The following is an 18,849-nucleotide window of genomic DNA, read 5'->3' on the forward strand; positions in this document are numbered from 1 at the left end:
GAGGGCCGTTCGCGGGCTTGCGCGGTGAATTCGGTTCCCCCGCAGGGGAATTGAGTGGACGGCGGGCTTCCTCGTCGCCGCATGGCCGCACTCCATGGCGGAGGCTATCGGACGGCCGGGCCGTGCACTCTCCACCAGATCATCGTCGAAACGGTCGGTCAGCCCGTCTGTCCGCCGTGACGGACAGCGGTGTTCTCAGACCGTGGGCCATCGGCCGCGGCCTGACCGGTCACGGTGCGCCGCGCCCACGGCAGGGGATGACCGCGGTCACGCTCTTCCCGGCCGGCTCTCTTTTGATCTCCACGACGGTCGCGATACGGCAGACCATCGACCATCCAAAGCCTCCGCCCTCTCCGCTGACGTCGGGGGTACGGGGGCGCGGAAGGACAGGGCTGGAATCGCCGACCGTGACGACCACCGACTCCGGGCCGGCCCGCAGCCGCAAGGCACAGGTCTTTCCGCCCGCATGCCGTACCGCATTGGTGACCAGTTCGGAGACGACCAGGATCACCGCTTCCCTGGCGTCCCTTTCCACGGAGGGGTCCAGTTGCTCCAGGAAGGTGGCGGCAAGGTGCCGTGCGGGCCCGACGGCTTCGGAACGGCAGTCCAGTTGAAGCTCCAGCACCGGCGACGCCGTAACGGTGTGCGGAGCTTCGGCGGTGCTCATGATAAAGCTCACCTCATATCGCGTCGTCTTGCCTTCAGGCCGGAAAGAGTTCCCTCTTCCCGGGCTATCAACCCCAATTTTCCGAGGTCGGACGAAATGGTTTGTTCGCCACAACGGAGGAAACTCCGGCTCCGCGCCCGCGCCGGGCGGACAGGGCTGCGCGGAGTGCTGTGGAACACCTCACGCCACCCGGCAACTGGGCCGGGAAGCACGGTCTCCGCCACGGCCATAAGGCCTGCCGCAAGGCCTGCCGTGCGTACCCGGCGCCGAAATGATCAGCACGAGAGGCAGCACCGGCAGAAGCGGAACCACCGATTTCCTCCTCCGGTCCTCGCGTGCCCGCATCTGCCGCGAGCAATCCGGTATTACCCCGGTTTGCTTCATGGGCCGATGGGTAAGTGGCGCCCTCTTCTTTTTGTTGCAGGGCAGGGGCGCACGCCCGTCGGCATGCAGCAACGAAGCCCGGCGCCGCCTTACCGCGCCGGGCTCGGAACCGTCCGACCGCCCCTCCCTATACGGCCATTACCGGCACTGCGGGCATTACGGGCAAACTGCCTATCGCGGTCAAACCTCACTACGCCGGATCACGCGTGCTCCTCGGCCAGGTGTCGGCCCCTCCCGCCGCACACCTGACGGCCGCCCTCGCCCGGCGCCGGACGTCGACCACTCCCGCCCGGCCGGGACAAGTCGCGGACCGGCCCCGGCCCAGACGCCCACGCTGTGTGTGGTCGCCGCGGACGGGCGCCCCGGCCGGCGTCGCCGCGCTCGCGCCGTCACACGGGACGACACCACCCGCGCGCCGACGAAGATCATCGCGGTGGCCGCCAGGTACCCCAGTTCGAGCACCGCGGCATGGGCTGGGGCGACCTTCGCCGACCAGCCCGCGCCACGCTGTACGCCTTCGAACACGACGCGGTTGACGCTGAGGAAGGCGACATGTGTGCCGATCGCCGTCCACAGCGGCGCGGACCCCGGCGCCGTCCGTGCGGCCACCAGCGTGAGGCCGAAGACCGAGAGCAGCACCAGATAGGCGACCGGATCCTGGCCTTCGGGGGTGAGCCCGATCGGCGGGGGCGCCACGTCCACCAGCCGGGACACCCCGGCCTGCACCACGGTGGACGCCGCCGGCACCAGCAGGAAGACCACTGTCGTCCCCAGGGCCGAGAGCACCCCGCCGAGCCGGTCCCGCAACGAGGCCCAGGCATACCCACGCAGCGTCGCCTCCTCCGGCAGCGCCTCCAGCAGCACGGCCACCAGGGCGTTGCCCACCAGGAACGAGGCAAGGGCCGCCGGGTCCAGACCGGACCAGCGGACCCACCCGAGCGCCGTACCGGCCCCGAGCGCGACGGCGGCGCACGAGGTGGTGACGGCCATGCCGCGGAAGAACCCGAGAGGAGCCGAGGAGACGGGCCCAAGCCCCATGGGGAAGCGCCTTGTTGACCGCATGGCGCGTAAGCCCAGTACGGCGGGCACGGCCAGCGCGCTCACCAGGGCGGCAGGCAGCAGCTGCCGCAGATACCCGTCGGCACCGAGCGGACGGGCGAGCGCCTCCCCCAGCGCGTTCCCCGCGCCCAGCGCACACGCCATCACCGCACCGCCGAGCAGCGCCCTGCCCCAGGCCCGCCACGCGGCGCCCCGGGCCGGCGTCCTCGTGCCGCAGGTCGTAGCCATCAGGTCTCCCTTCACGATCAGCGGGAGGGGCGTCCGGGTGCGTCCGCCGGGATCGTCCGTGCGCGTCGAACCGGGCCCGGTGGGGGCTCGTCACCCGTCACCGGACGCACCGGCCGGGCGCCGGACCGCCCCGCTCCGCAAGCTTTCCGAGAGCTACGTGTGCCCGCGGCGTCGACGCTGAAGCCGCACCCCGGTCCACCCGACACGAACGGCCGGGAAAATCCTCCTGCGGCATGACCTGCTGCGGCCAGGGACTACATCCCTCGGCCCAGCGGTCGTACCCGAAGGGCTGCGGACGGACCGGTGACGGCGGGGAGGCGGACGACGCCCTGCCCGCCGCGCCCCGGGCGGCACCGCCGGTGGGCTCGGCTCAGTCGCCCGCACCCGCCACGCCCGCGGCCACGGCCGGCCCCGCCGGCCCCGCCGTCCGGGTCGCACGGGCAGCAGCAAAAAGCCGCAAAGGCGCATAGATGACGACAGAAGCGAGGAAAGCGATGTAGTACGCCACATCGGCGCCATGCAGTGCGGCGGCAACCGGGCCGACGAACAGGGTCGTATCCATGAAGGGCACGGCCACGGCGAATGCGGCCACGAACGCGACACAGGCGGGCCACCACGGCTGAGGGCGGCCGAACTCGGCCTCGACGTCGATCGGCGCGCCACGGCGGACCTTGGCGCGCAGCCTCGCGTCGACCAGCACGATGCCCACGAAGCCGGGGATCCAGTAGCCCACGAACAGCAGCAGATTCTGAAACCGGAGGGTGGTGTCCGCGGCATGCATCCACAGAACGAGCAGGAAGCCGAGCACGGCCGCGGCCGCCGCGGCGAGCGGCCTGGGAACCCGGACACCGGCGGCCTGCAGGGCCAGCGAGCCGCTGTAGTCGTTCATGGCGTTGCTGCACACCGCCGCGGCCGCAATGGCCAGCAGACCGAAGGCGCCGAGCACCCCGCCGCCCAGCAGCCCGTGCACCCCGGCGGCGGTCTGGTCGGTGAAGAGCTTGGCTCCCCACAGCCCCAGCGCCTGGACCCAGGCGAAGGAGAGCACCATGCCGAGCACGGAGTACCAGAACATCCGGGGCCGGGACGTCGTACGGGGCAGATAGCGGCTGAAGTCCGAGGCGTAGGGGGCCCAGGAGATGGCGAGGCTGAGCGCGACGGTGCTGGTCAGGACGAAGGCACCGAGACGGTCGGCGCCGTGCGCGGAGCTCGTTGTGGGAAGCGGCACACCGGAGAGCAGCTTGACGCTCAGGACCAGGAAAGCCGCACCCAGCACGAAGGTCATCACCGTTTGGAGCTGGTGGAGCGCCTCGTAGCCGAAGACTCCGACGGCTCCTTGAAGGAGCAGCACCACCAGCGCGCCGAGCCAGAACGGACAGCCGAGCAACTGGGCCAGTGCCTCGCCGCCGAAGAGGCCGATGAGCGCGTCCCAGGCGACGGAGGAGAGCCACTGCATGATGCCGGGCAGCGCCACACCCCGGCCGAAGGCCAGGCGCGACAGCGGCAGCTGACCGGTCCCGGTCTGGCTGCCCCAGGTGCCCAGGTAGGCGGCAGGTACCGCGCCGACAATCGTGCCGAGCACCATGGCCGTGAAGGCCGTCCAGAAGTCCAGCCCCAGGGAGACGCCCACGGTGCCGGAGAACACTCCGGTCATGGTGAGGTTGGGGGCGAACCAAATAGTGAAAAGGCGGGCAGATTTCCCGTAGCGGTTACTTTCGGGCACCGGCTCGATACCGTGCCGCTCGACCGCCAGGTCGCCGGGCCGGGCAGGCATCCGCCCTCGGAAGGCGGATTCTTCGATGGTCATGACTCTCCAGGCTCAACAGATGCGCCCCTACCGTAGGCCCGGCAGCCGGCCCGCCTGTCACGGCCCCCTCCTGGCACGGCGCCGCCGGCCGGTGCCGAACGGAGGCGGCGGCCGTGCCAGGACGGTCAGGAGTCAAGGGCGCGGGAAGGAGGTGCGCCCACCGCTCACGGAGCGGACACCACCGTCGACGGCACCGTCGAGGTACCCGAGGTGGGGGCCCCGACGTCATTGATCACGTGCTCGTACTGGCCCTTTCCTCCCAGGGAGACCACGAGCAGATCGTGGAACTTCACACCCGGGCTGTCCGGGGCCTCGAAGCCGTGGTCCTGGCGGATGGTGGGATCCACGTTGTAGAAGCAGTAGCTGCCCAGGCCCCACCCTTCGTGGGTGGTCACCCCGTCAGCGACCTTGTAGGCGGCGAACCCCTTGGTATTGCCGTTCTGTACCGCGGCCTGATCGGGCGCGTCGTACGCCTTCTCGTTCTGGAAGAAGACCGTGCGCCCCCGCTCGCCGCGCCACTCCACGTCGTACTTGTTGAAGTGCTCGACGAAGAGCCCGGTCGCCAGGACGTCATCACCGGTGACACGGACCCCGTAGTCGGCCCGGTTGGTCTCCCAGCCCACGCCGTCTCCGTGGTCGGCGCGCCAGACCCAGGTGTGATCGACGAGGGTGTGGTTGCTGTTGATCACCATGCTGGTGGTCGCCTTGCCGGGGCCCGCCCCGCCGATCCGGATGAAGACGTCCTGGACCGTGGTTGGATTGGCGGCGTGATCTGCGGATGCGCCCTCGGGGCCGACCTCCAGCAGCGTGGCGGAGTTGACCGGGCCGGCGTCGATCAGAAATCCGGCGAGCCGCACACCGTCGACGTCGGCGACCTTCATGGCCGTCACCCCCTGGTCCGGAACGAGCGTCGCGTACCCCAGTCCCAGGACGACGGTGTTCGGGCGCTGTACCTCGATCGGCCGGTCGACGTGGTAAATCCCGGGCGTGAGAAGAAGGTTGAGGCCCTGGGCCAGTGCGGCGTTGAGCGTCGCCGCGTCAACGCCGGGCTTGGCCACATAGAACTGGCCGAGCGGAAGGGACTCGCCGCGTGGTGTGCCGTTGCCCCAGGTGGTGCCGCGGGCGTCGGTGCGCTTCTCGGGCAGGAAGACCCGGTAGCCGGCCCCGTCGACATGGAGGAAGGGCTTTTCCCGGGACACCGGAGTGGTGTCGAGAGTGGTGTACGGCGGGTCGGGGAAACTCTGCGCGGGGGCTCCCTCGACCCCTGAGAACACCATGTTCCACACGGCGTTGTTCCAGCCGCCCACCGAGCTGTCCCGGGTGTACCACTGCTGCTGCGAGTAGGGACTCACCGTGCCGTCGATACGGCTGTCGGCGATGTAGCCGCCGCTGGCCCAGCCGTAGCCGTCGGGCGCCAGATTCAGCCCGCCCTTGACGTGCATCCGCCGGAACGGCGCCGCCTGGGCCACGGCCCACCGGTTGGTGCCGTTGACGGGACGGAGTGCGAGGTTCTCCGCCGAACGCCAGAAGTTCTGGGTCGCATTGCCGTTGAACCAGCCGGCATCGACGGTCACATCACCGTTGAAGGTCGTGTCGTCGGGCGACAGTCCGAGGCCCGCGATCGAGGTGTAGAAGCCGATCTGGGCGTTCAGACCGTTGTAGGTGCCCGGCTTGAAGAGGAGTGCGTACCTCCCGTTGCCGAACTGGGCCGACTCCTGCCGCTTGAAGATCTCATCGAGTTTGCCCTGGATGCCGGGCGTGGCGGGGTCGAAGACCAGCACGTTCGGGCCGAGGTCGCCTCCGCCCGGCAGCGCAGCGGAGGCGGGCGCAGCGGCGGAGGCGGGCGCAGCGGCGGAGGCGGGCGCAGCGGACGCCCGGGAGGCCGGGGCCGGGAGGCTTGCAACGGGGAGCGCGGCTGCCATCGCGGCCAGGACGTTCCGGCGGGAGGGCGGCGGCGTGCGGGGAGCCGCGGCGTCAGCACGGGGTGTCGCGCCGTTGAGGGGTGTCGCTCCGGTGGGGGATGTCGCGCCTGTGGGGGGTGTGGGCATAGCAGCTCTCCTGATTCGGAAAGTGAACGAGGGAAGTTCATGGGAGCGCTCTCCTGCCCGATGCATGTTCACCACCTGTGAACGACGCGTCAAGACTTCTGCCGGGGATCCGGGGACTTGGTCCCGGCCATCCCTCAAACTCCGTGTTTTTTAACCCAGTTGCCACGAGTTCCGCGCACTCCACAAGCCACTGTGGCGGTCCTCTCCGCGTTCAGTAGATGTGGAGGAACGGCAGACGAGCGGGGATCCGCGCAGCGCGGCGAAGCGGTGGTGCGGGGCGGCACCGTGTATCAGCCCAGCGTCCGGTCAAGGTTGAATGCGGCACTGATGAGTCCCAGGTGGGTGAAGGCCTGGGGGAAGTTGCCGATCTGCTCGCCGGTATGGCCGATCTCCTCGGCGTAGAGCCCGAGGTGGTTGGCGTAGGTGAGCATCTTCTCGAAGGCGAGCCGGGCCTCGTCCACCCGGCCGGCCCGGGACAGCGCCTCGACGTACCAGAACGAGCAGATCGAGAAGGTGCCCTCCTCACCCCGTAGCCCGTCCGGGCTGCGGCGGGGGTCATAGCGGTAGACCAGGGAGTCGGACACCAGCTCCTCGCCCAACGCGTCCAGAGTGGAGAGCCATTTCGGGTCGGTGGGAGAGATGAACTTGGCCAGCGGCATCATCAGGACGGCCGCGTCGAGGACGTTGTCGCCCTCGTGCTGGACGAATGCCTTCCGCTCGGCGGACCAGTTTCGCTCCATGATCCGCTGGTAGATCGCGTCGCGGGCATGCGCCCAACGCGGCATGTCCGCCGGCAGACCGCGGTGGGTGGCGATCCGCATCGCGCGCTCGATCGCCACCCAGCACATCAGCTGCGAGTACAGAAAGCGCTGGGTCTTGCCGCGGGTCTCCCAAATGCCTTCGTCCGGCTGGTCCCAGTTGTCGCAGACCCAGTTGACGAGGGTGCCGACGGTGGCCCAGTGCTCGCTGGACAGCGGCTCCCCCCATTTGTCGTAGAGGTAGAGGGAGTCGATGAGGGCCCCATAGATGTCCAGTTGGAGCTGGCTGACGGCGGCGTTGCCGACCCGGACGGGCGCGGAGCCCAAGTGGCCCTCCAGATGGAGGAGTTCCTCCTCGGGGAGCTCGCTGCGGCCGTCGATGCCGTACATGATCTGCAACGGTCCGTCCGCACCGTTCTTGACGCTGAGGTTCCCGGACAGGAAGTGCACAAAGGCCTTGGCCTCGTCGGTGAAGCCCAGCCTGAGCAGTGCATAAATACAGAATGCGGCGTCCCTCACCCACGCATAGCGGTAGTCCCAGTTGCGCTCGCCGCCGATCTGTTCGGGCAGGCTGGTCGTGGGGGCGGCCACGATGGCGCCGGTCGGGGCGTACGTGAGGAGCTTGAGGGTGAGCGCGGAGCGGTGCACCATCTCCCGCCAGCGCCCTCGGTAGCGGGAGTGCGACAGCCAGGTGCGCCAGTACCGGACCGTGGCGCCGAACAGTTCTTCCGCCTCCATCACCGGGCAGGCGCGCGGCTCCACACCACCGCCGATCCGGTCGAGCGCGAAGACCGCGGTCTCCCCCTCGTCCAGGGTGAAGGAAGACGTGGCGTCCGGGCCGTCGATCTCGACCGGCACGCTGGACGTCAGCGCCAGGGAGAGGTCCGGGGAATCGAACACCGTATGGCCCTGCCGGGTGCTCACGGTGTGCGTGCTGCGCCCGTAGTCGAAGCGGGGCGCGACACGGGCGGTGAGCGGCAGTGATCCGCGTACGCAGAGCACCCGCCGGATCAGCCGGTGGCGGTCCGCCTCACGGGAATCGTCGACGATCGGCATGAAGTCCTGGACCTCACCGACACCATGGTCCGCGAAGAACCGCGTGATCAGGATGTTGGTGTCGGGGAAGTAGAACTGCTTCGTCCGTGCGGGCACATCCGGGGACAGCTCGAAGGCCCCGCCACGGTCTGCATCCAGGATCGCCGCGAAGACACTGGGTGCGTCGAATCGTGTGCAGCAGTACCAGTCGATGGTGCCGTTGGTCCCGACGAGCGCGGCCGTGCGCATGTCCCCGATCAGGCCGTGCTCGGCGATGGGGGTGTAGCGGAGTGCGTCCGCCTTGCTGGGGCGGAGGCTCACAGCGGCGGTCATACGACCTCCCCGGACGGGGCTGCGGGAGCAGTGGATTCAGGTTACCTCCACACGGCTGCGGGCGGCGAGCGAGCGGTGCGCGGCCGGAGACGACACCCCTCGGTCACTGTGGGTGATCGGGCGCGCCGGCCTGGCGCCATCCGGTCAGCCGTGGGCACTGCGCGATGCCGGCCCACGGTCCCGCACCAGCAAGCTCCCCAGCACCGTGCGCCGGTGCGGGACCGCGCGCCTCGCGCGGACCGTGGTGATCAGGCCCGGACCCCGCGGCGCCGCGGTGCGGGCGGACGCGGTGGCATTGCGGACAGTCAGCCACCGGGCGAGTGCGCTGGTGGTGTGCTCCTCCGCGAGCAGAGGCAGCATCTCCCTACGTGCCCGAGCACCGCGGCAAGCGCGTCGTCCGTGCTGCCCGCCCCGGTCGCCGGCGGCGGCACCCCCGGACCGGCCCCGGGTTGGTCACGGTCAGCGGACGGCCGGGCAGCTGGGAGAGGAGGGGATGACCGGTCCAGTGGAAGGTGGGCAGCACCAGCACGCCGCGACCGCGCAGCCCGATGTCCTGCTCATAGGGTGCTTCGCATTCCCAGCCGCTCTCGTGCACCCGGATGCCGGGGACGAGTGAAGCTGTACCCGGTCGCCCGATACGGGGTGGACCGGCCACTGCTCCTGCCGGGCACGGAGGGCTTCCCTTGCCAAACGGAGGGCTTCCCTTACCAAAGGAACTGGAGCGGTCCTGGTCGGCGATGCCCGCCCAGTCGCAGGGCCGCACCCGCCGGCGTCAGCTCGACCGTGCCGCGCACGGCGTGTTCACCGACTACGGCGCCATAGCCCCCAGTTGCAAGCAGCCGGGCTGGAAGCCGGCCTGTCCCACGCTGAAGTCATCGAAGCCCAACGAGCCCGGGACGTCTCCTCGAAGGCTCATCCGCATGCCTTCACCACGTGGTACGCCTCGTTGCCCGAGCTCGCGCCCTGTGCCGAGGCGCTCTACGGACAAATGCAGGCTCCCGAGCAGTGGCAGCCCTACGTGGACACCGCAGCCACGCTCGCCCGCCTCGCACAAAGCGGCCTCGCCCTCGGGGTGGTGAGTGATGTCGGCTGGGATCTGCGGGCCGCCTTCGCCCACCATGCTTGGACCGGTACTTCTCGGCCTGGGTGCACTCCTACGAGCACCACACGGAGAAGCCCGACCCGTTGCTGTTCCGGCCCGCCTGCCACGAGCTGGGTCCGGATCCCACCGAGACGCTCATGGTGGGTGACAACCCTGCCAAGGACGGCGGCGCGGTCGGAGCGGGCCTGCGTGCATATGTGCTTCCTGCGGGATCCGCTCCCGGGTCGCTGCGGGGGCTGGACGCGGTACTGCGACTGGCCGCTCCGCTCTCGGCCTGAACTCGGTGCGGACGCCCGGAGCGTGGGTGCCCCGCGCCCGCGCCGCCCGGCTCGCTACGGGCATCCCGCTGCCGACTCGTTCCACCACCAGTAGGAATTCCGGCCCGGTCTCTCGCCATCCGCCCTCCCGCCGTAGGACCATGGCACGCTCGCTTCGCACCTGACTTCCGCTCCGTACGCCGTGCCCTGGGGAGGACCCGGATCATGAGCACCAGACCGATTGCCGCACCCGGCCGCTTCACCCTGCTGCTCACCACCCTGCTTCTCGGACTCTCGCTCGCCCTCCCGCCCGGACCGCTCGCGTATGCGGCGGACACACCGGACGGCCCCGGCCTTCCGGCTCCGTCGGCCGATTCGTACTGGACCCCGCAGCGGATGAGGGCAGCGGAACCGGCCGTCGTCACCAGGACTTCGCAGACGCCGCACCCGGCCGCGGGCCCCACTCCACCGAGCCACCCGTTCGACGGTCTCCCCCAGGTGGGAACCTTCTTCTGGACGGACGGCACCAACACCGGCCGGTTCTGCGGCGGCACGGTCGTGCGCAGCCCCCACCACAATCTCGTGGTCAGCGCCGCCCACTGTCTCCTCTCCCCCGACCCGAAGCGGCATCTGTCGTTCGTGCCGCAGTATCACGACGGGCTGAAGCCACACGGGATCTACCCCGTCGACCGCATCTACCTCGACCAGCGCTACTACGACCTCGGAACGAAAGCGGGCGCCCGCTGGGACTATGCAGTGGTACGGCTCGGGACGCGGGAGGACGGCGCCGAGGTGGAAGAGGTCACCGGCGGCTTCGACCTCCTGCCGTACTCCGGGTATGACCACGGCAACGTACGACTCATCGGCTACCCCGGCAACAGCGACACCACCCACCCCAAGCCCCTCGACTGCGCCTCCTCCACCCACCGATACACCAGTACCGACCCGGCCGCCCCCGGCGACTTCCTGGAGATTGCCTGCGCGGGCTATATCGGTGGCACCTCCGGCGGGCCTTTCCTCCTGAAGAACTTCACCGGTTACGCCCTGATCGGCGTCATCGGCGGTTACCACACCGGAGGCGACTTCCCGGACGTTTCCTACAGCTCATACTTCACATTCGACACGCTGGCGCTCTATTTCCAGGCCGTCCACGGTGATACGCCTGCCACACCGCGCCAGGTTCCGCCCTCGAAATGACCGTGGGCGGGCGACGGGTGGACGACAGGCCCTCCCCTCGCCCGCCGCCGGCCGACGGCCGCCGGCCAACCGCGGACAGCAGACAGCAGACAGCAGACAGCAGACAGCAGACAGCAGACAGCAGACAGCAGAAACCCAACGACCGACAACCGGCCGAACACCTCGCCACCCTCGGCATATCCGGGACATCCGGGCATTTCCCCGGGTCCTGTTAATGTCAGCGATGGCTCAAGGCCGGTTGCCCACCAGGCCCGCAGTGGAAGGTGACGCCCGTTGGTGCCGTCGTTTCTCTTGTCCGTGCTGAACCGCCTCTTCGGCAATGAATCGTGGCGCCGGCTTCATGCTCGAGCGGCGCTCTGGGTCACCCTCGTCATGACCGCGGTACTCCTCGGTGGCGCAGCGCTGGTCGTCGTCGCCGAATCCGGTGCGCCGCACGCCAATATCACGTCCTATCCGAGGGCGTTGTGGTGGTCGATCGAGACAGCGACCACAGTGGGCTACGGGGATTTCTATCCCGTCACACTGTGGGGCCGCGTCATTGCGTCCTTCTTGATGCTCAGCGCCATCACGGCGTTCGGGGTCATCACGGCAGCGCTCGCCACCTGGTTCGTCGGCCAGGCGGAGCGGGACGTGGCCCGCTTGGGCAAAGCCGTGGGAAATCATGCACGCGAGGACTCGGAGGCACTGCGTTCGGAGCTGCGCTCGCTGCACACGCGTTTCGACCAGGTCGAGAATCTCATCCGGGACAAAGGTACGCACTCCACCTCTTGACCGAGGAGTGCCGGAGGGAGTCCCTGACCAAGGCCCTTTGCGGCCCTTGACCGGGGAGGAACGCACTTGAGGGGGGAGAGAAGCAGACTCCGTGGGCGGTCCGCCACGGGGGCTCCGCGGCGGCCCACGGCGCCCGGGAAGCTCACTGCGACGGGAGTGCCAAGGGAAGCCTGTGCCACTTTCCCGGCATGCTTAAGCTGGTCACCGTGATCGATTCCACTGATGTCCGCCGTATCGCCCTCTCCCTTCCCGAGACGGTGGAGAAGGAAGCCTGGGATATGCCCACGTTCCGGGTCGCCGGAAAGATGTTCATCACGGTCCCCGACGATGAGACATCGTTCGCGGTGAGATGCCCGATTCATGAGCGGCAGGAGTTGATGGCCGCCGAACCGGAAAAGTTCTGGGTACCCCCGCACGAGGCCGGCTCCGCCTGGGTGAGGGTACGGCTCGCCGAACTGGAGGACTTGGACGAGTTGCGCGACATCCTCGTGGATTCCTGGAAGCAGGCAGCTCCGACACGCCTGCTGGATACTCTTCCCGGGGCGGAATGAACGGGCGAGTACCGCTCGACGCCACTCCCCTGCTGAATTCGCTCACCACGGCCCCAGCAAGGACCACCGTGCCGGACCGAGCAGCCGCGAACCCATAATGGCGCGGCTCATGCCTTGAAGCACTGTCAGGAAATCCAGCGAGATCAATGGCGGCGGCGCAGGTCACTCCAGTCCAGCGCCTGGGACGCCGTCTGCTGGGAACGCTCGGCGGCCTCACGGGCTTCGGCGAGGATATCTCCGTGCTCCTCGACAAGCTCTTCGTAAATGGGGGTAGGGCTGGAGGTGTGTGTGGAAGTACTCATGTGTGCGTCCCGATTCCCTTGCGATTCTCTGGCTGCGGCTTGGTAGGTTCTCGCCGCCCTGGGAAGTAGGAAGCACCACAGCTGAATACTCGGTGCACAAAGGGAGGTTTTCCCCACTCGTCCGCCGCTCCCCCGTGCGGCGCTGGACATCGTGTCATGCGCGCGGCGAACACGCAAAGATCCCCCAGAGTCCGAGACCGTTGATGAGGGAACGTCCCATTCGCACTTCCCGCCCCGGTCTCGCGCGCCGTCGTCTCCGGAGACGGGCAGCTGAACTATGCCGCTCCTGCCTCCGCACACTTCTGCCGGAAGCCTCACATCCGATCGCTTGCGACCATAACGCCAGCACTGAACCGTCACCCGGCGGGAGGGCACGCCGGACCGCACCGCGCGAGGAGTTCTCAGGTGATCCCACACCCGGTGAACTTCAAGCCTGGGTCCTGCTCAGCCTGGTCCCCTTCGCTCCCTTCGCTCCCCCACAGCCCTCCTCCCATGGTTCCGCGGCCTTCGGGAGGGCCTGACGGGAGGCTGGGTTCCCCGAACTCCCTTGCGGTGGCGGACCGTTCTCCGGCTGACGCGCGCCGGCCGGCCACCTGTCGTCCAGCGACGGCACGGTAGCGGGGGACGGATTCGCCGGACAGGGCGGTAGTGCCACCGGGAGCGGCCGCCTTGTCCGAAGTGGCCGGGTTGAACGCCGCACCCGGGCTGTGTCGGTCTGACCGGCAGGTGAGGGTCGTCCGGTCGTCCGACGCCCCGAACACCATCCCCCCGTTCTCCGGAGTTCGCTGAAGACTGACAGAACGGTCAACGAAGGCGAGGGCCCCTTCATGTCGCGGTACCGCGAGTTCACATTTCGCGCTGTCACGTTCCAGAGGCGGATCGGCAATCCGGCCCTTACCCGGCTGCCGCAGCAGACTCTGCTGGAGACGACAGGACGAGAATCCGGTTTGCCGCGGCGAACCCCGATCGGCGGGCGTGCCGGTGCACTGAGCCCAGCCCTACCGCCCTTCTCGGGAATCCGACTTCAGTGTGCGATGCCGTCGATCAGCTCGCGTGCTCCCTGACGGAGCAGGGCGACGGCCACGGACGTACCGAGCGTCTCCGGCGTGAGCGGGCCGGCCCATTCGTGCGCATTGAGGACCGTCTTGCCGTCAGGGGTGAAAACGCAGGCCCGCAGGGACAGTTCACCGCCGCGGTCGGTCTTGGCGTAGCCGGCGATCGGGCTGTTGCAGTGGCCCTGGAGAACGTGCAGCAGCATGCGTTCGGCGGTGGTTTCCTGGAATGTCCGGGGGTGGCCCAGTCCGCTGACGGCGTCGATGGTGTCGGTATCGCCCTCGCGGCACTGAAGGGCCAGCACACCCGCCCCGATGGGCGGGCACATCTCGTCCACCGACAGGATCTGGGTGATCACGTCCGTACGGCCGATCCGCTCGAGACCGGAGACGGCCAGCAGCAGCGCATCCGCCTCACCGGCCGCGAGCTTCTCCATACGGCGGTTGGCGTTGCCGCGCATCGGGACGCACTGCAGATGCGGATGGGAGGCGGCGAGCTGCGCGATCCGGCGCACCGAGGAGGTACCGATCCGGGTGCCTTCGGGGAGTTCATCGAGGGCGAGTCCGCCGGGGTGGATCAGCGCGTCCCGGACGTCATCGCGTTCGAGGAAGGCGGCGAAGGTGGTGCCGGCCGGCAGCGGACGGTCCCCCGGGATGTCCTTGACGCAGTGCACCGCGAGGTCCGCCGCACCGGCCAGGAGAGCGGCATCGACCTCCTTGGTGAACGCTCCCTTCCCCTCGACCTGGGAGAGAGCACCCATCCAGCGGTCGCCGGTCGTCTTGACCGGGACGACCTCCGTGGCGATGCCGGGGTGGAGGGCGCCGAGTTCGGCGCGGACGCGCTCCACCTGAGCCAGGGCCATCGGCGAGTCACGGGAGACGATACGGATCAGTTCTGGGGCGGACATGCGCCCACGATAGACCGTCAGCTCCGTACGACGGCCACCCGCAGGCCCCGAACCGCCCACTCCCCTCGCTCGCGGTACGGTCCCGGCATGTCCCGATCAGCAGAAGCCGAACTCCCGCCGTCCGCCGTCGCCGCGAACGATCTGGACCGTGCCGTGCAGCTCGCGGTGGCCGTGTTGCGCGAGGCGCCCCCGACGGCGTGGGACGGCAGGGCGGGCTCGCTGGAGTGGGACTGCTGGGAGACCGTCGAGCACCTCGGTGACGATCTGTTCGCCTACGCCGTCCAACTCGGCCCGAAACAGCCCCCGTTGGAGGGCAATGTGCCGTTCGTCTGGGAGAGCCGACGCCCCGGCGGCCCCGCGAACGCCGTGCACGCCGACCGTACGGCGGGCATCGCCGGGCTGTTGCAGGTGCTGGAGGCGAGCGGCGCGCTGCTGGTGGCCATGGTGCGTACGACGTCGCCGCAGGTACGTGCCCACCATGTGTTCGGGGTGTCCGACCCCGAGGGCTTCGCCGCGATGGGCACCGTGGAAACCCTGGTCCACACCCACGACCTGGCGGAGGGACTCGGGCTCACCTGGAACCCGCCCGCCGATCTGTGCGCACGGGTACTCTCCCGGCTGTTTCCGGACGTCCCGGCGGCCACCGACCCCTGGCGCACCTTGCTCTGGGCCACCGGACGCACCGAACTGCCGGAGCGTGCCCGCCGCACCACGTGGCGCTGGGACGGCAGCGTCCGGGGGCGGGGGTGAGGAGAGACGAATCGACGCGAGTGCGGGCGACGGTCGGTCACGGGCAGTTGCGCCGGCCGGGTGAGCGGCGCGGCCATGGTCCGGGCGCTGAGTCTCCTGGCCGTCGGTGCGCTCAGTGCCTCGCCCACGGGTGCCGCAGCCGGAGCCAGAGGTCCCTGGCCCTGCGTCCCGCTTCGGTACGGCTCTTGGCCACCAGCTCTTGGGCCTGTTCCTCGCTCTCCACCATCGGGCCGGAGCCGCGCAGCGGCCTTCCGGCCGTTTCGTGGAGGAAGAAGCTGGCGATGAGCCCGATGAGGCCGGCGACCATGAGGTAGTAGGCAGGGACCATGTCGTTGCCCGTCGCCTGTACCAGCGCGGAGGCGATGAGCGGTGTCGTACCGCCGAAGAGCGAGACCGAGATGTTGAAGGAGATCGACAGCGCACCGTAGCGCAGCCGGGTCGGGAACAGCGCGGGCAGTGTCGAGGCGGACGTACCGGCGAAACACACCAGCAAGAGGCCCAGGATCAGGCATCCGAACGCGGGCAACAGGATGCCGCCGGCGCGGATGAGGAGTACGGCGGGCGCAGCGAGGACGATCATGGCGGCGCTGCCTGCCATGAAGACGGGCCGACGGCCCAGTCGGTCGGAGGTGCGGCCCACGGTCGTGATGGTGAGCACCACAACGATCATGGTGCCGAGCACGAGCAGCTGGGCGGTGAGGGCGTCCTGGCCGAGCGTCTCGGTCAGGAACGTCGGCAGGTATGAGGTCACCATGTAGTTGGTGACGTTGTAGAGCAGCACCAGGCCCATACAGATCAGCACGGCTTCCCAGTGGCGGGTGAAGATCTCCTTCAGCCGCCCCTTGCCGGACTGACGCGCCTCCTCCACCGGGTCCTCGCCGTGTCGCACGACCTGACGGACGGGCTGTCGGCTCCATGGTCCGGGAGCGATTGCCGGTACTCCGGGGAACTTGAATCGCTGACGTTCATGAGCCCGGGACGACTGGTGGTCAATCCCGCGCGGGACAACCTCTTCCAGGCGGGCCGATGCGGTGTGGCACGGCGGCCCGCTGAACAGGAATACCGCCCCGTCCTCCTCCGTGGTAAGGCCATGGGTACCGGACCGCGACCGGCAACGCGAACCGGAAAAGTTGCGCGTCCGAGCTCTTGCCTCGTTCGCGGACGTCGGAGAGTTCGCATGCGTCGAGCCGATCGGCCCCGGCTGATCCGGGATGGCTGACCCTGGATGCTGATCCTGGATGACTGACTCTGCATGAGGGGCGATCCCCGCCAGGCTCGGGCGCCCCCGGTGGCAAGATCCGCCCGTGGCCGTCCCCGCCGCGGGAGCGGCTCACCGGGCGTGGAACAGCCCAACCTCCCGGCCTCTCTGCCTTCCTGCCTCTCACCTCTCTGCCTCGGGCAAAGCCCAGGCCCAGCCCCTGGCCCATGGCGAAGCCCAGGCCGACGGTGGCGTCGGCCTGGGCTTGAAGTCAGCGTGGTGCACGAGTCAGGCGAGCCTGACGGCTCAGGAACGTCAGAGGCTCAAGCACGTCAGACGACTCAAACGTGTCTGAACGAGGAGAGGTGGGCGAACACCACGATGTTGTCGACGTAGTCCTTGACCTTCCTGTCGTATGCGCCGCCGCAGGTGATCACACGGAGCTGGGCGGTGGAGGCATCGGCGTACACCCGGTCACTGGGGAAGTTCGCCTTGCTGAAGGTCTCGACGGAGTCAACCCTGAAGGTCGCGACGATGCCGTCTTCACGGGTGATGTTGATCGTTGCGCCGGGCTTGAGCGATTCAAGTTGCAGGAACACCGCCGCTCCGGTCTTGGTGTCCACGTGACCGGCGATGATCGCCGAGCCACGCTCGCCCGGCGCCGCGCCGTCCTTGAACCAGCCGACGAGATTCCTGTCCCCCGCGGGCGGCGCATCGAGCTGCCCGGTCGGGCCGATGGTCAGCTGGGTGAAGGGGGCGTCGACGGCGATTGCCGGGATCGTCACCCGCTTCGGGGCGGAGCGGGGCAGAGACAGATCGGGGAACGGCGAGGAGGCGGAGGAGGCGCCTCTCGGGGTGGCGGAGGAGACCGCGGCGGGGTGGGACATGGGCTTGGGGTCTGCCGAGGTGTCCACTGAGTTGTAGACGAGGAGCGAGCCCAGCAGAAACGCTCCCGCAGACCACAGCAGGCCGCGGCCGACAGGGCGGGACGCGGGGGCGGTCCGAGGTGGGTTCGAATTCGGCTGGGGCGACTGCTGGGCGGTCATGTGCGCGTGCCTTTCATGAACGGAGCTACGGCGAGGCGTGAGGGGCAGCGGTAACGCAATCGCCGCGGCCACCGTCCACGAGGAACGGTGGCCGCGACAGCACAGCGGCCCCCGTATGGGGCAGCCGGATCAGGCCGCCGCAGCGCCCGAGGTGTTGCGACGACGCAGCATGTACGCACCGGCACCGAGACCACCGAGCATCAGCACGGAGCCGGCAGCCAGACCGCCACCGGTCGCCAGGCCGCCACCGCCGGTGTGGATGCCACCGCGCGGCCTGCGGTGGTCGCCGTAGCCGCCGTTGTCACGGTCGCCGTAGCCACCCCGGCCGTTGTCGCGGTCGCCGTAGCCACCGCGGCCGTTGTCGCGGTCGCCGTAGCCGCCCCGGCCGTGGTCACGGTCCCGGTCGCCGCGGCCGTTGTCACGCCCGTGGTCACGGTCCCGGTCGCCGCGGCCGTTGTCACGCCCGTGGTCACGGTCGCGGTCACCGCGGCCGTTGTCCCGGCCGTGGTCACGGTCGCGGTCACCGCGGCCGTTGTCCCGGCCGTGGTCACGGTCGCGGTCGCCGCCGTAGCCGCCGCCCTGGTCCCAGTCACCCAGCACGGTCTTGGCCATGGCGCCGCCGCCGGTGTGCATACCGCCGCTCGGCCTCCGGTCGTCACGGCAGTTGTCGCGGCCGCCGTAGCCACCCCGGCCGTTGTCACGGTCGCCGTAGCCGCCCCGGCCGTGGTCACGGTCCCGGTCGCCGCGGCCGTTGTCCCGGCCGTTGTCCCGGCCGTTGTCCCGGCCGCGGTCACGGTCGCGGTCACCGCGGCCGTTGCCCCGGCCGTCGCGCCCGCCGTCACGGCAGTTGTCACGGCCGTCGCGTCCGCGGTCACGTCCGTGGTCGCGGTCACCGCGGCCGTTGTCACGCCCGTGGTCACGGTCACCACGGCCGTTGTCACGCCCGTGGTCACGGTCGCGGTCGCCATTCCTGTCGTGGTCGTGGTTGCTGACGGAAGAACCGCTGTCCGAGGCAACGTCCGCCATGATCATGGCGTTCGCAGCGGGCGCGGAGATTGCAAGCACCGCCGTAATGGCGGCTGAGGCGAACAGGGTGCGAGCAGTGCGCATGGGGAGATGTTCCTTTCGGCGCGACTGCGAAGGCTGACTCTTTGTCGGCTCATCGGATCGCAGTGGCGACGTGATCACCGTCAGCCGGATTGCGGCCTGGCACCACCGGAGAACGTCGCATTCGAGGTACGCCGTGGGCTCTTCGGGTGGCCGAAGGCAGTGGATTCACCCATTGGATGGCGCGCGTCGTCGGCGTGTCGCGTAACGAGTGGGCTAGAGGCACTTCAGCGGCTCTCCTCGACGGCGTAATTCAGCCCTGAACGAGCACGGCGGGCGGGGTTCTCCGCGA

General features: G+C 69.3%; 15 protein-coding genes and 3 pseudogenes. 7 read left to right on the forward strand and 11 right to left on the reverse strand.

Annotated elements, in window-relative coordinates:
* Positions 1-229: 229 nt before the first annotated feature.
* From ACWGJY_RS24350 to ACWGJY_RS24375, 6 genes are all read right to left on the reverse strand, one after another.
* Positions 230-667: an ATP-binding protein gene (locus tag ACWGJY_RS24350; protein WP_453262953.1), complete on the reverse strand. Its 438-nt coding sequence runs from the start codon at positions 665-667 to the stop codon at positions 230-232.
* 564 nt (positions 668-1,231) lie between these two features.
* Positions 1,232-2,338 carry a CPBP family glutamic-type intramembrane protease gene (locus ACWGJY_RS24355; protein ID WP_453262954.1) on the reverse strand — a complete coding sequence of 369 codons (1,107 nt, stop codon included), beginning with the start codon at positions 2,336-2,338 and terminating at the stop codon, positions 1,232-1,234.
* Between the two features lie 370 nt (positions 2,339-2,708).
* Positions 2,709-4,142, reverse strand: a complete 1,434-nt coding sequence (locus ACWGJY_RS24360) for a purine-cytosine permease family protein (RefSeq protein WP_453262955.1) — start codon at positions 4,140-4,142, stop codon at positions 2,709-2,711.
* Between the two features lie 164 nt (positions 4,143-4,306).
* Positions 4,307-6,190: a coagulation factor 5/8 type domain-containing protein gene (locus ACWGJY_RS24365; protein WP_453262956.1), complete on the reverse strand. Its 1,884-nt coding sequence runs from the start codon at positions 6,188-6,190 to the stop codon at positions 4,307-4,309.
* A 290-nt stretch (positions 6,191-6,480) separates the two neighbouring features.
* On the reverse strand, positions 6,481-8,316 hold the full coding sequence (locus ACWGJY_RS24370; RefSeq protein WP_453262957.1) for a glycoside hydrolase family 15 protein: 1,836 nt from the start codon (positions 8,314-8,316) through the stop codon (positions 6,481-6,483).
* 144 nt (positions 8,317-8,460) lie between these two features.
* The gene (locus ACWGJY_RS24375) at positions 8,461-8,676 is read right to left on the reverse strand and encodes a hypothetical protein (RefSeq protein ID WP_453262958.1); all 216 of its coding nucleotides are present in this window, start codon (positions 8,674-8,676) and stop codon (positions 8,461-8,463) included.
* 762 nt (positions 8,677-9,438) lie between these two features.
* Between ACWGJY_RS24375 and ACWGJY_RS24380 the strand changes: the two genes are divergently transcribed.
* The 4 genes from ACWGJY_RS24380 to ACWGJY_RS24395 all read left to right on the forward strand — a co-directional run bounded on the left by ACWGJY_RS24380 (position 9,439) and on the right by ACWGJY_RS24395 (position 12,194).
* Positions 9,439-9,696: an HAD family hydrolase gene (locus tag ACWGJY_RS24380; protein ID WP_453262959.1), complete on the forward strand. Its 258-nt coding sequence runs from the start codon at positions 9,439-9,441 to the stop codon at positions 9,694-9,696.
* A 204-nt stretch (positions 9,697-9,900) separates the two neighbouring features.
* Positions 9,901-10,872 carry a trypsin-like serine peptidase gene (locus tag ACWGJY_RS24385; RefSeq protein ID WP_453262960.1) on the forward strand — a complete coding sequence of 324 codons (972 nt, stop codon included), beginning with the start codon at positions 9,901-9,903 and terminating at the stop codon, positions 10,870-10,872.
* A gap of 273 nt (positions 10,873-11,145) precedes the next feature.
* The gene (locus tag ACWGJY_RS24390; protein WP_453262961.1) at positions 11,146-11,643 is read left to right on the forward strand and encodes a potassium channel family protein; all 498 of its coding nucleotides are present in this window, start codon (positions 11,146-11,148) and stop codon (positions 11,641-11,643) included.
* A gap of 206 nt (positions 11,644-11,849) precedes the next feature.
* Complete coding sequence (locus tag ACWGJY_RS24395; protein ID WP_453262962.1) at positions 11,850-12,194, forward strand: MmcQ/YjbR family DNA-binding protein; 345 nt, start codon at positions 11,850-11,852, stop codon at positions 12,192-12,194.
* Between the two features lie 143 nt (positions 12,195-12,337).
* Here ACWGJY_RS24395 and ACWGJY_RS24400 read toward each other — a convergent pair whose 3' ends face one another.
* Complete coding sequence (locus tag ACWGJY_RS24400) at positions 12,338-12,496, reverse strand: hypothetical protein (protein ID WP_453262963.1); 159 nt, start codon at positions 12,494-12,496, stop codon at positions 12,338-12,340.
* A gap of 457 nt (positions 12,497-12,953) precedes the next feature.
* Between ACWGJY_RS24400 and ACWGJY_RS24405 the strand changes: the two are divergent.
* Together ACWGJY_RS24405 and ACWGJY_RS24410 are read left to right on the forward strand one after the other, a co-directional pair.
* Positions 12,954-13,145: pseudogene (locus tag ACWGJY_RS24405) on the forward strand (hypothetical protein); the annotation flags it as partial.
* A 178-nt stretch (positions 13,146-13,323) separates the two neighbouring features.
* Positions 13,324-13,473, forward strand: a pseudogene (locus tag ACWGJY_RS24410) (nitroreductase/quinone reductase family protein); the annotation flags it as partial.
* 47 nt (positions 13,474-13,520) lie between these two features.
* Here ACWGJY_RS24410 and hemC read toward each other — a convergent pair.
* Positions 13,521-14,456: a hydroxymethylbilane synthase gene (hemC, locus tag ACWGJY_RS24415; protein ID WP_453262964.1), complete on the reverse strand. Its 936-nt coding sequence runs from the start codon at positions 14,454-14,456 to the stop codon at positions 13,521-13,523.
* 87 nt (positions 14,457-14,543) lie between these two features.
* Here hemC and ACWGJY_RS24420 point away from each other — a divergent pair, with 87 nt between their 5' ends.
* Complete coding sequence (locus tag ACWGJY_RS24420) at positions 14,544-15,206, forward strand: hypothetical protein (RefSeq protein ID WP_453262965.1); 663 nt, start codon at positions 14,544-14,546, stop codon at positions 15,204-15,206.
* 112 nt (positions 15,207-15,318) lie between these two features.
* Here the strand turns inward: ACWGJY_RS24420 and ACWGJY_RS24425 are convergent.
* From ACWGJY_RS24425 to ACWGJY_RS24435, 3 genes and pseudogenes are all read right to left on the reverse strand, one after another.
* Positions 15,319-16,083: pseudogene (locus ACWGJY_RS24425) on the reverse strand (MFS transporter); the annotation flags it as partial.
* A gap of 662 nt (positions 16,084-16,745) precedes the next feature.
* Positions 16,746-17,450: a class F sortase gene (locus ACWGJY_RS24430; RefSeq protein ID WP_453262966.1), complete on the reverse strand. Its 705-nt coding sequence runs from the start codon at positions 17,448-17,450 to the stop codon at positions 16,746-16,748.
* A 129-nt stretch (positions 17,451-17,579) separates the two neighbouring features.
* The gene (locus tag ACWGJY_RS24435) at positions 17,580-18,560 is read right to left on the reverse strand and encodes a hypothetical protein (RefSeq protein ID WP_453262967.1); all 981 of its coding nucleotides are present in this window, start codon (positions 18,558-18,560) and stop codon (positions 17,580-17,582) included.
* Between the last annotated feature and the right edge of the window lie 289 nt (positions 18,561-18,849).

This window comes from Streptomyces sp. NPDC054765 (assembly GCF_053612065.1).